The organism is Micromonospora sp. NPDC049580, from assembly GCF_040675595.1.
Classification (GTDB): Bacteria; Actinomycetota; Actinomycetes; order Mycobacteriales; family Micromonosporaceae; genus Micromonospora.
In genome coordinates this window covers 1-20,177 of sequence record NZ_JBFAPG010000057.1, presented here as the reverse complement: position 1 = coordinate 20,177, position 20,177 = coordinate 1, and the positions used below count along the sequence as shown (strand labels likewise).

Sequence of the window (20,177 nt, the reverse complement as noted above, 5' to 3'; positions counted from 1 at the left end):
GTCACGGCGACGTCGGCGCCGCCGGCGGCGAGGATCTCGGCGGCGTGCTGGGTGGAGTCGGCGTCGACCCACCGCACCGACCGGTCCCGCAGGGCCGGTGGCGCGAGGTCGGTGAAGATCCGCCGGACCTCCCAGAGAGCGGCCACGGCGAGCTGACCACCGGAGGCGTCCGGCTCGCGGTCCGGATGGGCCGCGATGCCGTACTCCGGGGTGGCCTGGGCGAAGTAGGCCTCCAGCCGCAGGTCGCGGTGCCAGTGGAAGCGGGTGAGCCCCTGGTAGGCGCTCGGCACGAGGGCCTGGTCGACCCGCCGGTCCACCAGCGCCGCGAGCACCGCGTCGAAGGTGTCGGACAGCTCGACGCGCAGCCCGTGCCGCTCGGCGAGGAACACCGCGGTCAGGTGGCTGGACGTCCCGGGCGGGCCGAGCGTGGCCAGCGTGGTGCCGGGCCGGCTCGCCCAGCCGTCCACCACGCTGCGCCAGCGCCGCCCGTACGCCTCGGTGAGCGGCCCGGGCAGCGCCGGCACCCGCTCGTCGGCGACGGTCTCAGGTGGTGTAGCCACGGTTGCCCGCCATCCGCTGCGCCACCTGGGTCTCGTGGTCGGCCTCGACCCGCCGGTCGACGATCCGGGCGGCCTTCCAGCTCACGAAGGCGCCGGTGCTGACGATCGGGTCGAGCCCGTCGGTCAGCTCCACCTCGACGGGTACGCCGAGCGCGGCGGCGGCCCGCTCCCGGACGCCGTCGGCCACCCCGGCGGGGTCGTCGACGAGGTCCTTGAGCAGTTCCAGGCGGACGGTCAGCCGGTCGCCGCCGGCGGCCGGGTCGTGGTCGATCACCACCTGGTAGCCGCCGGAGCCGGTGACCCCGGTCAACACGGCCGTCTCGATCTGGCCGGCGGTGAAGCGTCGACCGCCCAGCTCGATGCGGTCCAGGGTCCGGCCGACGATCTGCACGAGGTCGCCGGCCATCTCGCAGTCACAGTCGGACGCCTCGACGATCACCGCGTCGCCGGTGCGGTAGCGGACCAGCGGTTTCACCCCGTCGATCAGCATGGTGACGGTGAGTTCCCCGCTGCCGCGTGGGCCGTGCGACGCGCCCGTCTCCGGGTCCACCACCTCGATCAGGTAGTTGGTCTGGGAGAGGTGCATCCGCTTGTTGCGGCAGGCGGTGGCGATGACGAACGCCTCCTGCGAGCCGTACAGGATGTTGTAGACGTCCGCGCCCCAGACGGACTCCAGGTTGCGGGCCAGCGCCGGGGTGCACATCTCGCCGGTGACGAAGAGCAGCTTCACGGCGAAGTCCTCGCGCAGCCGGTAGCCGTAGTGCTCGGCCGCCTTGGCGAGCATCATGGCCACACCCGGCGTGCAGCAGACGACCTCCAGCTCCAGGTCCTTCATGAGTTGCAACGCCTTGGCGAACCCGATCACCGGCGAGTACGGCCAGATCTTCGCGTTCAGCGAGCCGACGTTGCGGGCGATGTCACCGAGGGTGTCGCCGAAGGAGTGCACCTCGGTCGGGCCCATCAGCCCGATCCGCGGCGGGTGGTCGCCGAAGTGGTGGCGGAAGATCGACGCCCAGGACTCGGTGACGTGGGCGTTGCTGGCCACCACCTCCCGACCGTCGCGGGGGCACGGGGTCGCGCGGCCCGTCGTGCCGGTCGTCTCGTAGAAGAAGATTCCCTCGGCCAGCGGTCGGCTGAGCACGTCGAGCATCTCCTCGCGCAGGTGCGTCTTCGTCGTGAAGGGCAGCCGGTCGAGGGTCGCCGGGGTGATCGTGGCGAGGTCGACGTCGGCCAGGTGCCGGGCGTAGAACGGCGAGCCGGTCGTCACCTGGTCGAGCACCGTGCGCAGTTGGCGTTCCCGCCACGCGTTCAGCTCGGCGGGATCGAGGGTGCGGTCGTAGAAGGCCTTGTGCAGGGCCAGGTACTCGACGGCGAAGTCGGCCGCCGGTCCGGTGGTCGGAAGCCACATGGTCGGGATCCTCTCCAGGGGTGAGCCGGCTGCGGTGCGATCGGCGCTCGGGCGGTGACGCGGCTCAGTGCAGGCCGCCGTTGACGTCCACCACCGTGGCGGTGACGTAGCTGCTGGCCGGGTCGGCGAGCCAGGCGACGGCCGCGGCGATCTCGGCCGGTGTGCCGAACCGGCCGACGGGAATCCGGGCCCGGTAGTCGTCGCGACGCTGCGCCGGAATCCGGGCGGCCATCGGGGTCTCGACCAGGCCGGGAGCGACCGCGTTGACCCGGATGCGGTGCTCGGCGAGCGACCGGCCGAGGCTGTGGGTGAGCGCGATGCACGCACCCTTCGACGCCCCGTACGCCGCGTCCGGGCTGCCGGACTGCCCGCTGATCGAGGCGACGTTGACCACCGTGCCCGGCCGGCCGGCGCTGATCAGGGCGCGGGCGAACGCCTGCGTGCAGAAGAACGCGGCGCCCACGTTGACGTCGAACACCTGCGCGTACGTCTTCGGGTCGTAGTCGAGGAAGGCTCGGGCGTGGTAGACCCCGGCGTTGTTCACCAGCACCTCCGGCAGGCCGTACCGCTCGCGGATCTCCGCGAAGAGCTGCTCGACCTGCTCCGGCACGGCCACGTCGGCGACCAGCGAGGCGTACGCCGCCGGGTCGCCGGCCGGGTCGACGTCCACGCCGAGCACGCGGTGCCCGGACTCGGTCAGGGCCGCCGTCACGGCCCGACCGATGCCGCCCGCCGCGCCGGTGACCACGGCGAGGGGTGCCGACCGGTCGGTCATGACGAACCCGCCGTCAGCGTCGCCGACGCGCTGCGCAGGAAGTTGTCGAACAGGCGCAGCCCGTCCTCGGTGAGCACGCTCTCCGGGTGGAACTGCACCCCCTCGACCGCCAGGGCCCGGTGTCGTACCCCCATCACGTAGCCGTCGTCGGACGACCGCGCGGTGACGTGCAGGGCCAGCGGCGCCGGGTCCGCGACGATGAGCGAGTGGTAGCGGGTCACGGTGAGCGGGGCGGGCGCGCCGTCGAAGACCCCTCGACCGTCGTGCGTGACGACGCTGGTCTTGCCGTGCATCAGGTGCCGGGCGACCGCGACCGTCCCCCCGTACGCGAGGCCGATCGCCTGATGGCCGAGGCAGACGCCGAGCAGCGGGACCTGGCCGGCGAAGGCGTGCACCAGCTCCACGTGCCCGGACTCGGCGGGATGACCAGGCCCGGGGCCGAGCACCACCGCGTCCGGTCGCAGGGCCGCGAGCTGGTCGCTGGTCCGCGTCCGGGAGCGGACCACCACGGTCCGCGCGCCGAGCGTCCGCAGGTACTGGTCGATGATGTGGGTGAAACTGTCGTACGCGTCGACGAGCAGGACCTTCACGACAGCAACTCCGCACCGGTCAGGGCCCAGAAGGTGGCGTTCATCTTGGCCAGCGTCTCCCGCCACTCGTCGCCCGGTGTGGAGTCGGCCACCACCCCGGCGGACGCCTGGGTGCGGTAGTACCGGCCGTCGTGCACGGCGGTGCGGATGCAGAGCGCGAGCACGGCGTACCCGCGGACGTCCACGAGCCCGACGGCGCCCGCGTAGACGCCCCGAGGCTCGTCCTCCAAGCCGTCGATGATCTCCATCGCCCGCAGCTTGGGGGCGCCGGTCATGGTGCCGGCCGGGAAGGTGGCGCAGATCGCCGCCCACACGTCGGCGTCGTCGGCGAGCTGGCCGGAGACGGTGGAGACCAGGTGGTGCACGTACGCGAACGGCTCGACGTCGAACATGGCGTCGACGCTGAGCGTGCCGGGCACGCAGACCCGGCCGATGTCGTTGCGGCACAGGTCGACAAGCATGACGTGCTCGGCCCGTTCCTTCTCGCTGGCCGCCAGCTCGGCCACCCGCCGGCGGTCGGTCTCCGGGTCGGTGGCCCGGGGCGCGGTGCCGGCGATCGGCCGCATCGACAGTCGGCCCTGTTCGATGCGCAGGAACAGCTCCGGGCTCGCCCCGATGACGGTCTGGCCGGCCCACGGGGTCAGGTACATGTACGGCGACGGGTTGCGGTGTCGCAGCCGTCGGTAGACCTCCAGCGGCGTGAGCGTGGTCTCCACGTCGATCCGGTGGCCGATCTGGATCTGGTAGCTGTCCCCCACCTCGATGTGCCGCAGGCACTGCTTCACCCGGGCGGCGAACGTCTCCTCGTCCACGGTGTCCCGGACCAGGCTGGGCGGCGGGGCCGCCGGCACGTCCGGGTGGCCGTCGGCCGGCCCGGGAAGGTCCGGCAGCCGGGCGGCGGCGTCGTCCGGCGGCAGGTGCGGGCCGGAGGCGGAGAGCTGCCGCACCGTGCCGGCGCGCAGGTCCCACCAGACGGTGTGCCGGAACAGCGCGAGTGTGCAACGCGGGATGTCGTCGACCACCCGGTCGATCCAGAGCTCGTCCATGTCCCGCGCGGCCTCGTACGCCAGGGTGGTGAGGAAACCGAAGGCGAAGCTGTCGGCGGGGACTGTGGTGCGGACCGCGAACGCCCGCTGCACGGCCCGGACGGCGGCCCACACCTCGCTCGGTCCGGCGACCGGCCAGACCCGCTGGGCGCCGCGGCGCCGGACCGGCTCGCCCAGGACGGCGGTCAGCACGGCGGCCACGGCGTCGCCGAGCGCACCCTCGGCGGTCACCTCCAGCCGGTCGGCGATGAACCGCACCTCGGCGAGAAGACCCCAGCCGACGGCTGCCGCACACCGGTCCTGCGCCGGGCCGTCCAGGCTTTCGAAGAGATACAGATCGTTGTCAGTGCAACTTTCCGCGAGTGCCGTATAGAGCGACAAAGGATCGATCGACGGCAGTGTGACAGATGTCACCTCTATGGGAATTGAGTTGGTCAATGGTGTATGCGCCGCCGCCACCGAATGCGACGGGATGGGCCACGTGGCGAGCTCTGTTGACAATAGGGACACTTGCGGAACCCCCTCTGAACAGCCCGATTCCGCGCCACCGTTGGCGCTGACCCCACCGGCGACGCGGCAGGTCGGACCCTTCCCCCCAGACGAAAGGACTCGCACGACCACTCTGGCACCGGCGGTGGAGGCGTCCGCATTGGACATTCTCGGAACGTACGCCCTGATTCGCCGGTCAGTGAGCGGTTGCGCGCCCGGCCAACACTTTCCACAGGCACGGATCACGCTGTCCATACCACTTCGACGATCTCGGAGCGGACCACTTGTCCCTGAATCTAAGCCTGTCAATAGATGCCCAATCACGTGAAACGCTGGCGGTGCAGCTCCGTAACGCATTTCGTACGCAGATCGAGGAGGGCACGCTGCGTCCCGGCACCCGCGTGCCGTCGAGCCGGCAACTCGCCGCCGACCTCGGGGTGTCCCGCAGTGTGGTCGTCGAGGCGTACGAACAGCTCTGCGCCGAGGGGTACCTCGTCTCCCAGCACGGCTCGGGCACGTCCGTGGCGGCGACGCGTACCGACGTCGGCTCGGCGCTCACCCCGGACGACCGTGCACCCGCCGCGGCGGTCCACGACCTGCGCACCGGCGGCCTGCACGACTCCACCTTCCCCCGCCAGGACTGGATCCGGGCGGTCAGCGCGGTGGTCACCTCGGCCGGCCGCCGGGAGCTGGGGTACGCCCCACCGTCCGGCCTGCCGGTCGTCCGGCACACCCTCGCCGGCTACCTCGGCCGGGTCCGCGGCGTCCGCACCCGACCCGAACACCTCATGATCACGTCAGGCTTCGCGCAGGGCCTCGCGCTGCTCTGCCGCGAGTTGCGCGACCGGGGCCACGACACCATCGGGGTGGAGGACCCGGGGCACCCGGGCGAGTGGGAGTTCATCGCCGAGGCCGGACTGCGTCCGGTGGGCATCCCGGTGGACGGCGACGGCATCCGGGTCGACGCGCTGGCCGCGAGCGGGGTCCGCGCCGCGCTCGTCACCCCGGCCAGCCAGTTCCCGACCGGGGTCACGCTCAGCGCGCAACGCCGGGCGCACCTGGTCGCCTGGGCGCAGGAGGTGGACGGTTACCTCGTCGAGGACGACTTCGACGCCGCCCTGGTCGCCCCGGCGCAGCGGATGCCGGCGCTGCAGAGCCTCGCACCGGACCGGGTGATCTACGCCGGCAGCGCCAGCAAGGTCCTCGCCCCGGCGCTGCGCCTCGGCTGGCTGGCCACCCCGCCCGACCTGACCGCACGCGTCGAGCGGATCCGCGCCGGCTGGGACATCGGCTGCTCCGGCCTGGAGCAACTCGCCTTCGCCCGGCTGATCGACACCGGCGCGTTCGACCGGCACCTGCGCCGACTCGGCGCCGACGTCCAGAAACGCCGTCAGGCGGTCCAGCAGTTCGTCTCCCGCCACCTGCCCGACGTCACCGTCCTCGGTCAGAACGGCGGGCTCCAGGCGTACCTGGTGCTGCCGGCGCGGTGCGCCGAGGAGGCGTTGGTGCAGGCGGCCCGCCGTAGGTCGGTGCTGGTCCGCGGCGGCCGCTTCTACGCCCTGCGTGCGGACGACCGACCGCCGGCGCTGGTCGTCGGCTACGCCGGGGTACGCGGCCCCGAGCTGGGCCGCGGGCTGGCCGGGATCGCGGCTGCCTACCGGGAGACGACCGGCGGCAGCGGTGCGTGAAGCCGCGAAATCCGCTTGGTACTGGCGGCGGGCTCCGGCGGAGTGTCCCGGTGACCGCACGGGGTCTGGACGTCGACGCAACCATCGCGCGTGAAGCCTCGCTGGGGCGGATCCCGGAGGTCAGCGTGGCGACGCCGTGACCGATCGCGGCCGATCCGACGCCGTGTCGGCCCTGCCGCGCCACCAGCGGCGCGCCGCGAGCGCGGCCAGCCCGGCGCCGGCGGCGTTGAGCAGTACATCGTCCACGGACGTCACCCGGTCCAACCGCAGGACGTACTGCGCGGCCTCGACCAGGACCGAGCAGCCCGCGGCGAGCGCCACGATCCGTGGTACGGACGCCAGTGCCGCGAACCGCAGCGGAGCGAAGAATCCCAACGCCGCGAACACCAGGAGGTTGCCGACGACCTGACCCGTCAGCGTCAGCAGCCCTCCGTCGGAGAAGATGGTGAACAGGTCACGGAGCGGCACCAGGCTCAGCCGCCCGGGAACAGCACCCGCCCGAGAGCCCGGCAACATGATCATCCAGACCCACGGCAGCGTCCCGTACACGATGCCGACCTCGGCCAACGACGTTCGCCACGCCCACGGGGCGCCGTTCGCACGCCGACGGCGGGCCAGAGCCCACACCGCCAGCGCGGCCAACGGCAGTGCGGCCACCGTGATGAGCACGACGCCAGTGAACGAGCCGACCCAGCCGTGCCACCCCTCGATCACCACCCGGGCACCATAGCCGCCTTCCCACCGAGGCGTCGCCATGCGTCCACGACGAGCCGGGAGACGACCGGCCGCGGCGGTTGATCAGTCGCTGCGCCCGGCCCGGGTCGGCTCGCTACGACGTGACCCGTCGCGTCGCCTCGGCCACTCAGGTGGCCCGGACCGCCTCGATGATCGACTCGGCGACCTCACCCGGCCGGGCCACCGCCATCGCGTGCGAGCCACCGACGATCTCGCGCTGGCCCCGCGGGGCGGCCCGCTCGGCCATGAACCGGTGCGCGGCGGCCGGGATGTTCATGTCGGCGTCGCCGAACACGAACCAGCTGGGCAGGGCTCGCCAGGCGGGGTCGCCGGAGAGCCCGTCGCTCAGGGCCTGCTCGGTGATCGGCCGCTGGGTACGGGCCATCAGCGCGGCAAGGTCGCCCGACACGTCCGCGGCGAACTGCGCGTGATAGGCGTCCTGGCCGATCGCCACCTCGTTGCCGCCGGTCGACACCGGGTACTGCACCAGGGTGTCGGCGAGCGTGCTGCCGGGGAACTTCCCGGACAGCGACAGCGCCGATTCGCCGGTGTCCGGAGCAAAGGCGTTGACGTACACCAGGGCACGCACCGTTGTGTCGCCCGCCGCGGCCTGCGTGATCACCATGCCGCCGTACGAATGACCGACGAGAACGACCGGGCCGCCGATCCCACGTACCACGTCCCGCACGTACGCGGCGTCGCCCGCGACGCTGCGCAGCGGGTTCGCGGCGGCCACCACGTTGTACGCGGCGCCCAGCCGCTCGATCACGCCGTTCCAGCTCGCCGACTCGGCGAACGCGCCGTGCACGAGGACGATGGTGGGCTCCGGATCGGGCATGACACGCGCTCCCTTGCTCCGTGACAGTGTTCATCCGCCGGCCACGCCGGCGTGCCTGATTACCCGTTCCGCGACCGCGAAACGTCCCGTTCCGCCGCACGTCGCGCTCGATCGTGGTGATCTGTCCGCCGCGTTGGATGCCATGGTCGGCACCGCCCTCTGCCGCAGCGTCCGGAACATCTTGACACTCATCGATGTTAGCGCCAACACTTAGGGCCGTTACGTGGGCGCAACGCGCTCGACATGATCCCGGCCCGCGGGCGTTCCTTCCCAGCGGGTGCCGCGGGTTGATCGCCGCTTTCGCGGCCGATCGGCTCTCGCGCACAGACGTCACGGAGGACAGATGCCGCTGCGACTCCACCGAGCCGATGCCGCCGCCGGCCGAGTCACCGGCCCGGGGCGTACCGGCCGCGGTGGCGCCCGACGCCCCCGATCGGTCCTGGCCGCGGTGCTGGTGGTGCTCGCCGTGTCGGCCGGCCTGCCGATGGCCGGGCCGGCGCACGCCGCAGCCGCCGTGAGCTACACCAACCCGCTGGCCAACCAGCGGGCCGATCCACACATCTTCCGGCACACCGACGGCTACTACTACCTGACCGCGACCGTGCCGCAGTACGACCGGATCGTGCTGCGGCGTGCGACCACCCTGCAAGGGTTGGCGACGGCCGCGGAGACGACGATCTGGAGCCGGCACACCAGCGGAGAGATGGGCGCCCACATCTGGGCGCCGGAGATCCACTTCATCAACAACCGGTGGTACGTCTACTTCGCCGCCGGCCGGACCGACGACGTGTGGCGCATCCGGATGTACGTGCTGGAGAACGCCAACGCGAATCCGCTGACCGGTTCGTGGATTGAACGCGGCCGGATCACGACACCCTGGGACACCTTCAGCCTGGACGCCTCGACCTTCGTGGCCAACGGCGTGCGCTACCTGACCTGGGCGCAGCAGGAGCCGGGCATCTCCACCAACTCGAACGTCTACCTCGCCCGGATGGGCGCCAACCCGTGGCAGATCACCGGCACCGTGACCCGACTCGTCGTGCCGACGTACGACTGGGAGACCCGCGGCTACCGGGTCGCCGAGGGCCCCGCGGTGATCCAGCGCAACGGCCGCCTCTTCCTGACCTACTCGGCCAGCGCCACCGACGCCAACTACTGCCTCGGGATGCTGAGCGCCTCCGCCACCGCGAACCTGCTCGACCCCGCCGCCTGGAGCAAGAGCCCCAACCCGGTGTTCACCAGCAGCGCGGCCACCGGCCAGTACGGTCCCGGTCACAATTCGTTCACCGTCTCCGAGGACGGGCAGAGCGACATCCTGGTCTATCACGACCGCAACTACCGGGACATCAGCGGCGATCCGCTCAACGACCCGAACCGACGGACCAGGGTGCAGAAGCTGTACTGGAACGCCGACGGCACCCCCAACTTCGGCATCCCGGTGCCCGACGGTGCCACCCCGGTCCGGCTGCGGTCGCACGACCTGACCACCAGCTACATCCGACACTACGACTACCGGGCCCGAGTCGAGCCGAACGTCACCAACCTCGCCGACAGCCAGTTCCGCATCGTCAACGGCCTGGCCGGCGGCGGAACGGTGTCGCTGGAATCCACCAACTTCCCGGGCTACTACCTGCGTCACTACGGCTTCGCCCTGTCCATCGCGCCGAACGACGGCTCGTCGGTCTTCTCCAGCGACGCGAGCTTCCAGCGCCGGTCGGGCCTGGCGGACAGCGCCGGGCTCTCGTTGGAGTCGCAGAACTACCCGGGGCGCTACGTCCGCCACCACGACGGTCTGCTCTACCTGGAGGCGGTCAGTTCGAGCGCCGAACGCGCCTCCGCCACCTTCCACCTGGAATAGCTGGACCGGGCCGGCTGCCCCACCAGCACCGTGCCCGCCCCGCGACCCCGAGATCGTCGGCCGGTCCTCGCGACCCGCCGACGCCGATTGGAGCATCCGATGATCCGGCGTCCCACCATCGCCGTCCTGGCCGGACTCTGCCTCGCGGCCAGCGCCGCCCCGCTGCCCGCCGCCGCACCTGTGAGCGCTCACACCACGGCCGCCGTCACGCTCGCCGGCCCGCCCGGCACACCGCCCGGAGCGTGCCTGACGGGGGCCGGGTCCGGGTCACCGCTGCCGTCCAGCTCCGTGACGGCGACGAAGATCCGAAGCGGCTTCAACTTCCTCGAAGGGCCCGTCTGGGTCGCCGACGGTGGTTATCTGCTCTTCTCCGACATGGCCGCCGGCACCGGGCCGTACAACGTGCAGCCGTCGACGATCCGCCGGTTCACCCCGCCGTCGACCCTCGACACGTTCATCGCCAACGCCGGCAGCAACGGTCTGGCCCTCAGCGCCGACGGCCAGCAGGTCATCGCGGCCACCCACGACCAGCGCAGCGTGTCCGCGTACCGGTTGAGCGACCGGAGCCGCAGCACCGTCGCGGCGAACTACCAGGGCCGGGCGTTCAACTCGCCCAACGACGTCGCGGTCCGGTCCGATGGCGTCACCTACTTCACCGACCCCAACTTCCAGCGCGGCAACCGCCCGGACCAGATGAACGGCCGTACCAGCGTCTTCCGCGTCTCCGGCGGCCAGGTGTCGCTGGTGGACGACCAGTTGCGCCAGCCCAACGGCATCGCGCTCTCGCCGGACGGATCCACGCTGTACGTGGGCGCCTACTCCGAGAACAAGATCTACAAGTACGCCGTCCAGCCCGATGGCACCACCGGCGCGCGCAGCGTCTTCGTGAACTACATCGGCGGCCCGGACGGCGTCACGATCGACTGCGCCGGCAACGTGTACTGGGCCTCGGGCGGGGACTCCCTGGTCCACGTCTACTCCCCCACGGGCACCCAGCTCGGCACCATCCGGCCCGGCTTCTCCGGGACGACAAACGTGGCCTTCGGCGGGCCCGATCGGCAGACCCTCTACATCACCTCGGGTGCGTGGGGCGACTCCGGCCTCTACAGCGTGCGGCTCAACGTCCCGGGCTATCCGTACTGAGGGCGGCCCGGAGGCGACCCCGACGCCCGGACCTGTCCATCAACACCCGGCGATACGGCTCAGGCCGTAACGCGACGGCTGGGAACCCTTTTCCGCCCCGGTTGCCCGATCGTGACGGGTGCCGGGGCGGATCGCAGCCCCTCCTCCATGACGAAGATCGACCGTCGCGCCACCGCGTCGCCTCGATCGTCGAGCTGGTACCCGTCGAGCCAGACCCACCCGTCGTAGGTGATCCAATCGAGTACGCGGATCACGCGGAACCGGATGGGGCGGATGAACTGCACGCTGGCTTCTCGCCCCACGATCAACAAGTCGCCGGCCTTCATGCGAGCCATCCGAGGAACCTGCGGTATACAGCGTCGGTGGGAGCCCAGGACATGTCCTGCGCGGCTGCCACCAGGTACGATCCCATGTAAGTCCGGAGACCCACCGGCGACGTGGCGTACTCCCCCAGCAGTTCCACCCGGCGTATGGCACATGGCCAGGGGCGGTCACACGCCTCGCACAGCCACAGCGGGAGGACCGGTACGTGCGCGGTCATCGGCTCTCATTTGGCCAGTGACCCCGGTTGGTCGGAACCTTGTGCCTGGCTCGACAGGGCAGCTCATTCCCGCACTTGCAGACGTTGCGCCACTTGATCCACGACCACACCGGCTTATGTCTGCGAGCCAGGGTCAGGGCAACGGCCGTCAGATATTCCGCAAAAGTGACGCGTCGGGTATTCACCTATCGCATCACAAGGGGTTGTACGAGGGCAACCCCCAAAGGCGTTGTCCCACCCTGTATGGCCTCGTTCAATTCGCAGGGCTCATACCGTCAGATTGTGGAGCTGCTTGGGCTGGATGAGATCCGCGACTTGCTTGGCGGGATCAGCAAGCAGCGTGCCACGATCATCGTGGGCCGCAAGGGATTCCCTGACCCCCTCGCCACCTTGAGCATGGGCCGCGTCTGGGATGGCAAGGCTGTTCGATCCTGGATCGCCAAGAACCGCCCCAGCCCGACGGACGAGGACTGACGCAAACTCGGGCCAGACCGGGGCACGTCTGTCAGATCACCAGCGGCTCGGCGCCGCCGCCGTCAAGTCAACTATCGGCGTGGACTTGACCGACTGTGCGGGCGCTCAGAGCGGCTCGCGAACCGGTCCAGCGTCTCCCAGACCGGCTGCCGGGGGTCGTCGTTGTGCACGATGATGTCGGCATGATCGGTCGGGCGGACCGTCGCGTCGTAGAGCTGCTGGGAGGGGATGTAACGCTCCCGCCAGCGCCGTTCGACGTCGGCCCGGGATGACACCCGGCTCTCTCGGACCACGGCACGATCCACCGTCGCCTCGAGCGCGACCGACACGAAGACGCGCAGGTCCCACCGGTCGATCAGTTCCGGGCGCATGAGGAAGACGCCGTCGAAGAGCAGCACCGCGTCGGTCGGGGCGGTCGCGACCGGCGGAGACACCACGGTGTCGGTGGTGGGGTCGTAGACCGCGTGTTGGAAGCGCCGGTCTCCGTCCGGGCCGAGCGGATCCAGCAGAACCCGCTTCAGCGCCTCGTGGTCGTGGGTGTCGAAGTAGCAGCCTTCGGCCGAGTACTCGCCGCGCGGATAGCGCTGCGCCCTGGGGAAGAGGAAATCGTCGATAGTCGCGCGGATGACGTCGCGGCCCTGTGCGCGCAGGACGACGGCCAGTTCGTCGGCGAGGGTGGTCTTGCCGGCGGCGGGCGGTCCGTCGATGGCGACCCGCATCGGGTGTGCGACGGCGACGGACCCGACCGCTTCGGCCAGCCGGCCGAGCACCTCGTCACGGGCGCCGTGCGCCATGCCTGTCCCGCCCATCTGTGTTCCAAAATGGAGCGAGCTTACACTCACGTTCCGTGCCGATGTCTGGAGACGCCCGCTGATGAGAGGCCGCTACGACAACCTGAAGCGGACCCGCACGCTGGACCCGCAGCGTGACTACCTGGACATCTACCAGACCATGCTGCGCCGCGAGTTTCCCTGGGACATGAAGCTCGGGCTCAACCTCGCCTTCAACCGGTCCTTCTCGATCCCCGCCATCGCCGCCGTGCACACCGCCACCGGCGAGCTGACCGACCGCACCCAGAAACGCATCGACGACACCGGCCTGCTGATGTACGAGATGGTGCTCAACGGCTTCGACCGACCCCGTGGCCGCGACGCGCTGCGGCGCGTCAACCAGATCCACCGCCCGTACGACATCGGCAACGACGACTTCCGCTACGTCCTGGGCTGCCTGGTCGTGATCCCGACGCGGTGGTTGCAGGAGTACGGCTGGCGCCCGCCCTGCTGTCACGAGCGGCAGGCGACGTACCTGTTCTACCGGGAGCTGGGCCGGCGGATGGGCATCACGGACATCCCCGGGTCGTACGCCGAGTTCGAGACCTGGTTCGACGCGCACGACGCGGTTCACCTCCAGCCCAACGACGAGGCGGCGGCCATCGAGCGGGCCACCCGCATGTTGCTGCTCACGCGGCTCCCCCGGCTGCTCGCACCGCTGGGAAACGCGCTGGTCAGCGCCATGTACGACGCGCCGCTGCGACGCGCGACGCGGGTCGACGCGCCGCCGTGGCCAGTCCGGGCCGGCCTGCACGCGGCGTTGAAGACGCGCTCGCGGCTGCAGCGGTGGTGCGGATCGCCACGGACGACACCGCTGTTCGCCGAGGGCATGAGAGCCAGGAGCTACCCCGACGGGTACGAGATCAGCCACCTCGGCCCGCACCACGACCCCGCCCCTGAGTAGCACGCCGCCGCCCAGGGGGTCAGGCCGCCCTGGCGAGAGGGGTGGCTTCCCGTGTCCCAGGGCCCGAGATCCCCTGCCCGCACGACAGGGTGGCTGAACGTGAATCTCGCCTGAGCCGACAGTTCTCCCCCTAGGTTCGATGCGCAGGACGCAGCCAAACCGGGGAGAGACGTGGACAGCTATCCGGCGATCGAGGATCACGGACTCATCGGCGACCTGCAGACCGCCGCGCTGGTGACGTGTGACGGCACGGTCGACTGGTTCTGCGCGCCGCGCTTCGACTCGCCGAGCATCTTCGCGGCCCTGCTGGACAAGGACAAGGGCGGCTACTTCCGCATCGCGCCACACGACGTCCGGTACGTCACCAAACAGCTCTACCTCCCCGGCACGCCCATCCTGATCACCCGGTTCATCAGCGCGGACGGCGTGGCCGAGGTGATGGACTTCATGCCGGTGACGGGCGAGCGGGTCACCGACGCGCACCGCCTGGTCCGCATCGTCACCATGGTCCGCGGCAGCATGCGCTTCCGCGTGGAGTGCCGGCCGCGATTCGACTACGCCCGGGAAGCGCATCAGCTGGAGCGCTACCGCAACGGCTACGTCTTTCGCAGCCGGTCGGCGACGCTGACGTTCAACCCGGTGGACCCCACTGGCCGGTTGATCTCCGAACGCGGCGAGATCCGCCTTGAGGGCGACGACCTCGTCGGGTACGGCACCCTGAACGAGGGCGACACCGGCGGCGTGGTCCTGGAGACCGCCGGCACCGAGCCGCGCGTCATCCCGGCGGAGGAGATCCAGGGCGTGTTCGAGTGGACCCGGGACTACTGGCGGCGCTGGGTCGAACGCTCCCGCTACACCGGCCGGTGGCGGGAGATGGTCGAGCGCTCCGCCATCACGCTGAAACTCATGACGTACGCCCCGACCGGCGCGATGATCGCCGCGCCCACGGCGGCGCTGCCCGAGCTGGTCGGCGGAACCCGCAACTGGGACTACCGCTACACCTGGGTACGCGACACGTCGTTCTCGGTGCACGCGCTGCTCGGGCTCGGTTTCACCGAGGAGGTCAGCCGGTACATGACGTGGCTGGACGAGCGGATCCGCGAAGCCGGCGACCACCAGGATCCCCTGAAGCTCATGTACCGCGTGGACGGCTCCTCCGACCTGCACGAGGAGGTGCTGGACCATCTGGAGGGCTACCGCGGCTCGCGGCCGGTGCGGATCGGCAACGGCGCCGCGGACCAGCTTCAGCTCGACATCCACGGCGAGGCGCTCTACGCCATGCACCTCGCCGACGAACAGGGCATCCGCGTCTCGCACCAGGTGTGGAAGAGCACCGTCCGGCTCGTCGACTGGCTCTGCCACAACTGGGATCAGCGCGACGCCGGCATCTGGGAGAGCCGCCACCACCCCCGCAACTACACCTTCGGGCGGGTGATGTCCTGGGTGGCGCTGGACCGGGCCATCCGGCTCGCCACCCGCACCGGCCGGCCCGGGGACATGACCTGCTGGACCGAGCAGCGCAACCGGATCTACGACCAGGTCATGGCCCGCGGATACAACCGGGAGCGCGGCACCTTCGTGCAGGCGTACGACGAGAGCGTGCTGGACGCGGCGCTGCTCGCCATGCCCTCCGTCGGTTTCGTCACGCCGAGCGACCCACTGTGGCAGTCCACCCTGGAGGCGATCGAACGCGAACTGGTCTCCGACAGCCTGGTCCACCGGTACGACCCGGTCCACTCCCCCGACGGTCTCCCCGGCCATGAGGGCACCTTCAACATGTGCACCTTCTGGTACGTCGAGGCGCTGGCCCGGTCCGGTCGCCTCGACGACGCCCGACTCACGTTCGAGAAGATGTTCACCTTCAGCAACCACCTCGGCCTCTACGCCGAGGAGATCGCCGTGACCGGGGAGCAGATCGGCAACTACCCCCAGGCGTTCAGCCACCTGTCGCTGATCAACTCCGCGCTGACACTCAACGACCTGCTCGACACCGAGGCCGAGGCCCGCAACCGCCGGTAGCACGGGCACCCTCCGGTCGGCCGCGTCGCGGGTGGCCTATCCCGCGACGGCGAGGGCCATTCGGCGTACCGCCTCGGTGATCAACTCCGGCGCGGTGGCCAGATTCAGCCGGACGTGACCGCCGCCCCCGGTGCCGAAGGCCGTACCGGAGTTGAGCGCCACCCGGCCGCGGTCGAGGAACACGGCCGCGGGGTCGTCGCCGAGGCCCAGGGCGCGGCAGTCGAGCCAGGCGAGATAGGTGGCCTGACCGGGCTCGTAGCGGATGGCGGGCAGATGCTCGGCGAGCAGCGCGGCGAGGAGCCGACGGTTGTCGTCCAGGCCGGTCAACAGGGCGTCGAGCCACTCGCCGCCGTCGCGGAAGGCGGCGGTGTGGGCGATCACGCCGAGGTGGCTGGTGCTGACGCTGGCCCCGAACGGAACGCGGGCGAGGTCTCCCGCCGCGGCCGGGCCGGCGATCAGCAGCGCACCGCGCAGGCCGGCCAGGTTCCACCCCTTGGAGGCGGACATCAGCGACAGGCCGTTCTCGGCGCCCGGCACCGAGAGGTACGGCACGAAGCGCGCTCCCCCGAGCACCACCGGAGCGTGGATCTCGTCGGCGATCACCCGCACCCCGTGCCGCTCGGCCAGGTGGGCGACGGCGGCCAACTCGTCCGCGGTGTGCAGGACGCCGGTCGGGTTGTGCGGGCTGCACAGCAGGTACGCCGCCGGCCGCCCACCGGAACGAGCCTGCCGGAACGCGTCCTGAAGCGTGCCGAGGTCGATCCGCAGGTCCCCGCCGAGCGGTGCCTCCACGATCCGGCGGCCGGCGTGCGCCACGAACTCGTAGAACGGTGGGTAGACCGGGCAGTTGACGACCACCGCGTCCCCCGGCTCGGTGACCAACCCCAACGCCTCGACGACGCCGTGCATCACGTCGGGCACCAGCGCCGTACGTTCCACCGCCAGCCCGTCCCAACCCCACCGCCGCCGGGCGAACTCCGCCAGCGCCTGCGGGTACGCCGTGCCGGCGGTGTAACCGGTGTCGCCGCGCGCGACAGCGTCGGTGATCGCGGTGGCGACCGGCTCGGCCAACGGCACGTCCATCTCGGCCACCCAGAGCGGCAGCACGTCGTCGGGGTACTCCCGCCACTTGAGGCTCGTCCGTTGCCGGAGCTGGTCGATCGTGAACTGACGAAGGGGATTCACCGCGTCGCGCGGAGGGTTCAGCACGCCACTCATGGCCAAAGCCTATTCGGCGAGCCCGCAGCGCGCCGGACCCCTTTCACGGTGCGACGAACTACGCGCTGTCGCGCCCTCGGCCTCGGATGACCGTCCCAGCCGCGCCGAACACTCCCGGAAGGTCGTCGGCCGCGCGCGCTCCGGCGGCGACGAGCTCCGCGACGGGCCCGGGCGTACGTGCCCAGACGACCACGTCGACGCCCGCGTTGACGAGGTTCGTCGCCATGGGCACGCCCATGATGCCGAGCCCGATGAATCCCACCGTACGAGCACTCATCCCGGCTACCTGCTTCCGGTCGTCACCGGATCTAGTGTGCCGAGCAGGACGGTGAGGCCTTCTTCGGCCGCCAGCACAGGCCCGTCGAACTCCAGCTGTGCGGCGGCCACTGCGGCTGCCCGGTCGTTGCCCGGCCAGAAGTGGGTGAGCAGCAGGCAGCGGGCGCCCGCCCGGCGAGCCCAGTGACCGGCCTCGGTGGAGGTCATCAGATGGCGGGTGGGTCGGTCGGTCTCGCCGTCGCGGTCGGTGGCCTCGACGATGAACAGATCGGCGTCGCGGCCGAGCTCGGCCAGCACGGGGGTCGGGCCGGTGTCCCCGGAGTAGGCCACCGCTGTCCCGTCGGCCTCGATCCGAATGCCCGCGTTGGGCACGTGGTGCGGAAGGGACAGTCCGGTCAGGTCGAAGGGTCCCACCCGGTAGGTGCCGGGCAGCGGATGCACGTCGAAGACCGCGTGGAGGTCGACGTCCGGCTCCAGGCCGCTGATCCGGTCGAGCACGCCCGGCGGGCAGTACAACGCCAGCCGTGGTTCAGCAGAGGATCCGTAGAACCGCATCCGGAACAGTCCGTGCAGGTCGACGCAGTGATCGGGGTGCTCATGGGTGATGACGACAGCGTCGACCGCACCGTCTGGCCAGTGCCCGAGCAGCCGCGGCAGCGTGGCGTAGCCCAGGTCGAGCACCAGGCGGTAGCCGTCCCAGTCCACCGCGAAACCGCTGCAGGCACGGCCCGGCTCGGGAAGGCGCCAGAACTGCCCAGCACGGTGACCCGTCGCATCCGCACAGAGTGCCAGACCGCCAGCCACGAGAGGCCTCACCGCCCACCGCCTGTGATACGCAGGCCGGGCCGACAAGGACGGTCAGCGGAGCATTTCCCCGGCGATACGCATCAGCCCGCGATCCCGGCTCCGGCTTGCCGCATCCAGAATCCCGCATCGACGAGGGCGCCGTCAGTGGGATCGACGAACGGAGGGCCTCGTCCAATATCGCAGGCACAGATCAGACCGAACGTTCTGTCGCTAAGATGGTGGGATGACGCGCGACGAACCCGATGCCCGGCCCTCTGAGGCACGGCTCAGGCTTCTCCGCACGGCGATCAGAATCTTCTACGCGGAGGGCATTCACTCCGTCGGCGTCGACCGGATCATCGCCGAGGCGAAGGTGACCAGGGCCACGTTCTACCGGCACTTCCCCAGCAAGGACGACCTCATCCTGGCCTACCTACGTAAGGTGCATCAGCTGGAGCGCGGCATGGTCGACGAGGCCATCGCCGCCAACCGATCGCCGGTCGATCCACTCCTGGCCATCGCGGGTTCCATCGCTCAGAACATCCAGTCCCCCGGGTTCCGCGGGTGCGCCTTTCTGAACGCCGCAGCGGAATACCCCGACACGAACCATCCCGTGCACCAAGAACTCACGGCCCACCGGCAATGGTTCCTGGACACCATCACCATGCTCATGGCACAGGTCCACGAAGAAACGGCGGATCCCGCGGCACGCCACTTCGTCATGCTCCGGGACGGCGCCATGGCAGCCGGATGCCTTTCCGACCCCACGTTGGTGTCCGAGACCTTCCTGCGCGGTGTCGAAGGACTCCTCAGGATCAACTCGGAGCGTCAGTCGGCAGAGTCGGCCCGCTAGTCCTCGCGCGACCGTTGCCGCACGACGTCGAGCTGGGCCACCCCCGGTGAGGGGATGACCCAGCTCCTTTCGTGTTGCCACCACCGGTTGAGCCCGTTCGTGAGCCTCGTCGCAACGGGTGCCCGGCCGGCGGTGGCGAGCACGGCCGAACGGCTCGGGTCAGCGGCCGTACGCCTCGAGCAGACGTAGCCAGACCTCGCTGACGGTCGGGTACGCGGGAACGGCGTGCCACAGCCGCTCCAGGGGGACCTCACCGACGACGGCGATCGTCGCGGCATGGAGCAGTTCCGCGACGTCCGGGCCGACGAGGGTGAAGCCGACGATGACCCGCCGGTCCTCGTCCACGACCATCCGGGCATGCCCCTGGTAGCCGTCGGCATGCAGCGCGGACCCGGCGACGGCGGCCAGGTCGTAGTCGACGACCCGGGTCCGCAGCCCGGCGGCCTCGGCGGCGGCTGCGGTCAGCCCCACCGACGCGACCTCCGGGTCGGTGAAGACGACCTGCGGCACGGCGCGCGCGTCGGCGGTGGCGACGTGCCGACCCCACGGGCGTTCGTCTGGCGCTTCGCCCCTGGCCCGCGCCACGATCACGTCGCCCACCGCTCGAGCCTGGTACTTGCCCTGGTGGGTCAGGAGCACCCGCCGGTTGACGTCCCCGGCCGCGTACAGCCATCCGTCGCCGATCAACGCGCCGGCACCGTCGACCACTCGCAGGGTGTCGTCGACCGTGAGCCAGGCGCCCGGCTTCAGGCCGATCCGGTCGAGGCCGACGTCGTGCGTGTTCGGCGTACGGCCGATCGCAACGAGGATTTCGTCGGCCTCGACCTGGTCGCCGTCGGTGAGCGTGATGTGCACCGTGCCGTCGCCGCCGCGGCTCACCGAGGTGGCCTCGGCACCGAGTTGGACGGACACGCCGGCTTCTCGCAGGGACTGCGTGACCCGCTCGCCGACGAACGGCTCCGCCAGCGTGAGCACTCCGTCCCGCGCGAGGACCGTCACCGACGATCCGAGGCCGGCGTACGCCGTCGCCATCTCCGCGGCCACCACGCCACCACCGATGATGGCGAGCCGGCCGGGAACCTCGCTCGCGGCGGCGGCCTCACGGCTGGTCCACGGCGCCGCCTCATGCAGGCCGGCGATGTCCGG

Annotated in this window: 20 protein-coding genes; 7 read left to right on the top strand and 13 right to left on the bottom strand. The window is 70.8% G+C overall.

Translation table 11 applies throughout. The annotated features are described in order from the left end of the window. The 5 genes from AB0J68_RS07870 to AB0J68_RS07850 all read right to left on the bottom strand — a co-directional run. The coding region (locus AB0J68_RS07870) for a prephenate dehydratase (RefSeq protein ID WP_363937028.1) at positions 1-560 on the bottom strand (560 nt) is incomplete at its 3' end. After that, positions 544-1,968, bottom strand: a complete 1,425-nt coding sequence (locus tag AB0J68_RS07865) for a phenylacetate--CoA ligase family protein (protein ID WP_363937026.1) — start codon at positions 1,966-1,968, stop codon at positions 544-546. The genes AB0J68_RS07865 and AB0J68_RS07870, both read right to left, overlap by 17 nt. Before the next feature lie 64 nt (positions 1,969-2,032). Next, positions 2,033-2,743, bottom strand: coding sequence for an SDR family NAD(P)-dependent oxidoreductase (locus AB0J68_RS07860; protein WP_355065956.1), 711 nt, complete (start codon positions 2,741-2,743; stop codon positions 2,033-2,035). After that, positions 2,740-3,333 carry an aminodeoxychorismate/anthranilate synthase component II gene (locus AB0J68_RS07855; RefSeq protein ID WP_354855627.1) on the bottom strand — a complete coding sequence of 198 codons (594 nt, stop codon included), beginning with the start codon at positions 3,331-3,333 and terminating at the stop codon, positions 2,740-2,742. The genes AB0J68_RS07860 and AB0J68_RS07855 overlap by 4 nt, the downstream gene beginning before the upstream one ends. Then, entirely contained in the window at positions 3,330-4,637 is a 1,308-nt protein-coding gene (locus AB0J68_RS07850) for an anthranilate synthase component I family protein (protein WP_363937022.1), read from the bottom strand. Before AB0J68_RS07850 ends, AB0J68_RS07855 begins: the two co-directional genes overlap by 4 nt. 569 nt (positions 4,638-5,206) lie before the next feature. On the opposite strand from AB0J68_RS07850, the gene AB0J68_RS07845 reads away from it, so the two are divergent. Next, entirely contained in the window at positions 5,207-6,556 is a 1,350-nt protein-coding gene (locus AB0J68_RS07845; RefSeq protein WP_363937020.1) for a PLP-dependent aminotransferase family protein, read from the top strand. 120 nt (positions 6,557-6,676) lie between these two features. Here AB0J68_RS07845 and AB0J68_RS07840 read toward each other — a convergent pair whose 3' ends face one another. Further along, positions 6,677-7,273 carry a VanZ family protein gene (locus tag AB0J68_RS07840; protein ID WP_363937018.1) on the bottom strand — a complete coding sequence of 199 codons (597 nt, stop codon included), beginning with the start codon at positions 7,271-7,273 and terminating at the stop codon, positions 6,677-6,679. Positions 7,274-7,418: 145 nt separating this feature from the next. Further along, positions 7,419-8,129 (bottom strand): alpha/beta hydrolase, encoded by a 711-nt coding sequence (locus AB0J68_RS07835; RefSeq protein ID WP_354855631.1) that lies wholly within the window; start codon positions 8,127-8,129, stop codon positions 7,419-7,421. Between the two features lie 343 nt (positions 8,130-8,472). On the opposite strand from AB0J68_RS07835, the gene AB0J68_RS07830 reads away from it, so the two are divergent. Next, the gene (locus AB0J68_RS07830; protein WP_363937015.1) at positions 8,473-9,987 is read left to right on the top strand and encodes a family 43 glycosylhydrolase; all 1,515 of its coding nucleotides are present in this window, start codon (positions 8,473-8,475) and stop codon (positions 9,985-9,987) included. A 99-nt stretch (positions 9,988-10,086) separates the two neighbouring features. After that, entirely contained in the window at positions 10,087-11,130 is a 1,044-nt protein-coding gene (locus AB0J68_RS07825) for an SMP-30/gluconolactonase/LRE family protein (protein WP_363937013.1), read from the top strand. A gap of 59 nt (positions 11,131-11,189) precedes the next feature. On the opposite strand, the gene AB0J68_RS07820 is transcribed toward AB0J68_RS07825, so the two are convergent. Next, a complete protein-coding gene (locus AB0J68_RS07820) occupies positions 11,190-11,465 on the bottom strand; it encodes a hypothetical protein (RefSeq protein ID WP_354855633.1) in 276 nt (91 codons plus the stop codon). Between the two features lie 488 nt (positions 11,466-11,953). Here AB0J68_RS07820 and AB0J68_RS07815 point away from each other — a divergent pair, with 488 nt between their 5' ends. Further along, complete coding sequence (locus AB0J68_RS07815; RefSeq protein WP_354855634.1) at positions 11,954-12,145, top strand: hypothetical protein; 192 nt, start codon at positions 11,954-11,956, stop codon at positions 12,143-12,145. A 71-nt stretch (positions 12,146-12,216) separates the two neighbouring features. Here the strand turns inward: AB0J68_RS07815 and AB0J68_RS07810 are convergent, their stop codons facing one another. Continuing rightward, a complete protein-coding gene (locus tag AB0J68_RS07810; RefSeq protein ID WP_363937031.1) occupies positions 12,217-12,939 on the bottom strand; it encodes a cytidylate kinase family protein in 723 nt (240 codons plus the stop codon). Between the two features lie 79 nt (positions 12,940-13,018). On the opposite strand from AB0J68_RS07810, the gene AB0J68_RS07805 reads away from it, so the two are divergent. Then, positions 13,019-13,879: an oxygenase MpaB family protein gene (locus AB0J68_RS07805; RefSeq protein WP_363937010.1), complete on the top strand. Its 861-nt coding sequence runs from the start codon at positions 13,019-13,021 to the stop codon at positions 13,877-13,879. Between the two features lie 171 nt (positions 13,880-14,050). Continuing rightward, positions 14,051-15,898: a glycoside hydrolase family 15 protein gene (locus AB0J68_RS07800; protein WP_355065943.1), complete on the top strand. Its 1,848-nt coding sequence runs from the start codon at positions 14,051-14,053 to the stop codon at positions 15,896-15,898. Positions 15,899-15,934: 36 nt separating this feature from the next. On the opposite strand, the gene AB0J68_RS07795 is transcribed toward AB0J68_RS07800, so the two are convergent. From AB0J68_RS07795 to AB0J68_RS07785, 3 genes are read right to left on the bottom strand one after another with little or no spacing between them, the layout of a single operon-like run. Then, positions 15,935-17,116 (bottom strand): aminotransferase class I/II-fold pyridoxal phosphate-dependent enzyme, encoded by a 1,182-nt coding sequence (locus AB0J68_RS07795; protein WP_363937009.1) that lies wholly within the window; start codon positions 17,114-17,116, stop codon positions 15,935-15,937. 58 nt (positions 17,117-17,174) lie between these two features. Further along, positions 17,175-17,393, bottom strand: a complete 219-nt coding sequence (locus tag AB0J68_RS07790; RefSeq protein WP_354855638.1) for an NAD(P)-binding domain-containing protein — start codon at positions 17,391-17,393, stop codon at positions 17,175-17,177. A gap of 5 nt (positions 17,394-17,398) precedes the next feature. Beyond that, positions 17,399-18,097, bottom strand: coding sequence for an MBL fold metallo-hydrolase (locus tag AB0J68_RS07785; RefSeq protein ID WP_363937007.1), 699 nt, complete (start codon positions 18,095-18,097; stop codon positions 17,399-17,401). Positions 18,098-18,422: 325 nt separating this feature from the next. On the opposite strand from AB0J68_RS07785, the gene AB0J68_RS07780 reads away from it, so the two are divergent. Then, complete coding sequence (locus AB0J68_RS07780) at positions 18,423-19,031, top strand: helix-turn-helix domain-containing protein (protein ID WP_354855640.1); 609 nt, start codon at positions 18,423-18,425, stop codon at positions 19,029-19,031. A 159-nt stretch (positions 19,032-19,190) separates the two neighbouring features. Here the strand turns inward: AB0J68_RS07780 and AB0J68_RS07775 are convergent. Beyond that, a partial coding sequence (locus AB0J68_RS07775) for an FAD-dependent oxidoreductase (protein ID WP_363937005.1) occupies positions 19,191-20,177 on the bottom strand: 987 nt, incomplete at its 5' end.

Bases quoted from the DNA above. Each gene is read 5' to 3' on its own strand.
- AB0J68_RS07865 (WP_363937026.1), bottom strand. From the start codon at position 1,968: ATGTGGCTTCCGACCACCGGACCGGCGGCCGACTTCGCCGTCGAGTAC.
- AB0J68_RS07860 (WP_355065956.1), bottom strand. From the start codon at position 2,743: ATGACCGACCGGTCGGCACCCCTCGCCGTGGTCACCGGCGCGGCGGGC.
- AB0J68_RS07835 (WP_354855631.1), bottom strand. From the start codon at position 8,129: ATGCCCGATCCGGAGCCCACCATCGTCCTCGTGCACGGCGCGTTCGCC.
- AB0J68_RS07830 (WP_363937015.1), top strand. From the start codon at position 8,473: ATGCCGCTGCGACTCCACCGAGCCGATGCCGCCGCCGGCCGAGTCACC.
- AB0J68_RS07825 (WP_363937013.1), top strand. From the start codon at position 10,087: ATGATCCGGCGTCCCACCATCGCCGTCCTGGCCGGACTCTGCCTCGCG.
- AB0J68_RS07820 (WP_354855633.1), bottom strand. From the start codon at position 11,465: ATGGCTCGCATGAAGGCCGGCGACTTGTTGATCGTGGGGCGAGAAGCC.
- AB0J68_RS07810 (WP_363937031.1), bottom strand. From the start codon at position 12,939: ATGGCGCACGGCGCCCGTGACGAGGTGCTCGGCCGGCTGGCCGAAGCG.
- AB0J68_RS07805 (WP_363937010.1), top strand. From the start codon at position 13,019: ATGAGAGGCCGCTACGACAACCTGAAGCGGACCCGCACGCTGGACCCG.
- AB0J68_RS07795 (WP_363937009.1), bottom strand. From the start codon at position 17,116: ATGAGTGGCGTGCTGAACCCTCCGCGCGACGCGGTGAATCCCCTTCGT.
- AB0J68_RS07790 (WP_354855638.1), bottom strand. From the start codon at position 17,393: ATGAGTGCTCGTACGGTGGGATTCATCGGGCTCGGCATCATGGGCGTG.
- AB0J68_RS07780 (WP_354855640.1), top strand. From the start codon at position 18,423: ATGACGCGCGACGAACCCGATGCCCGGCCCTCTGAGGCACGGCTCAGG.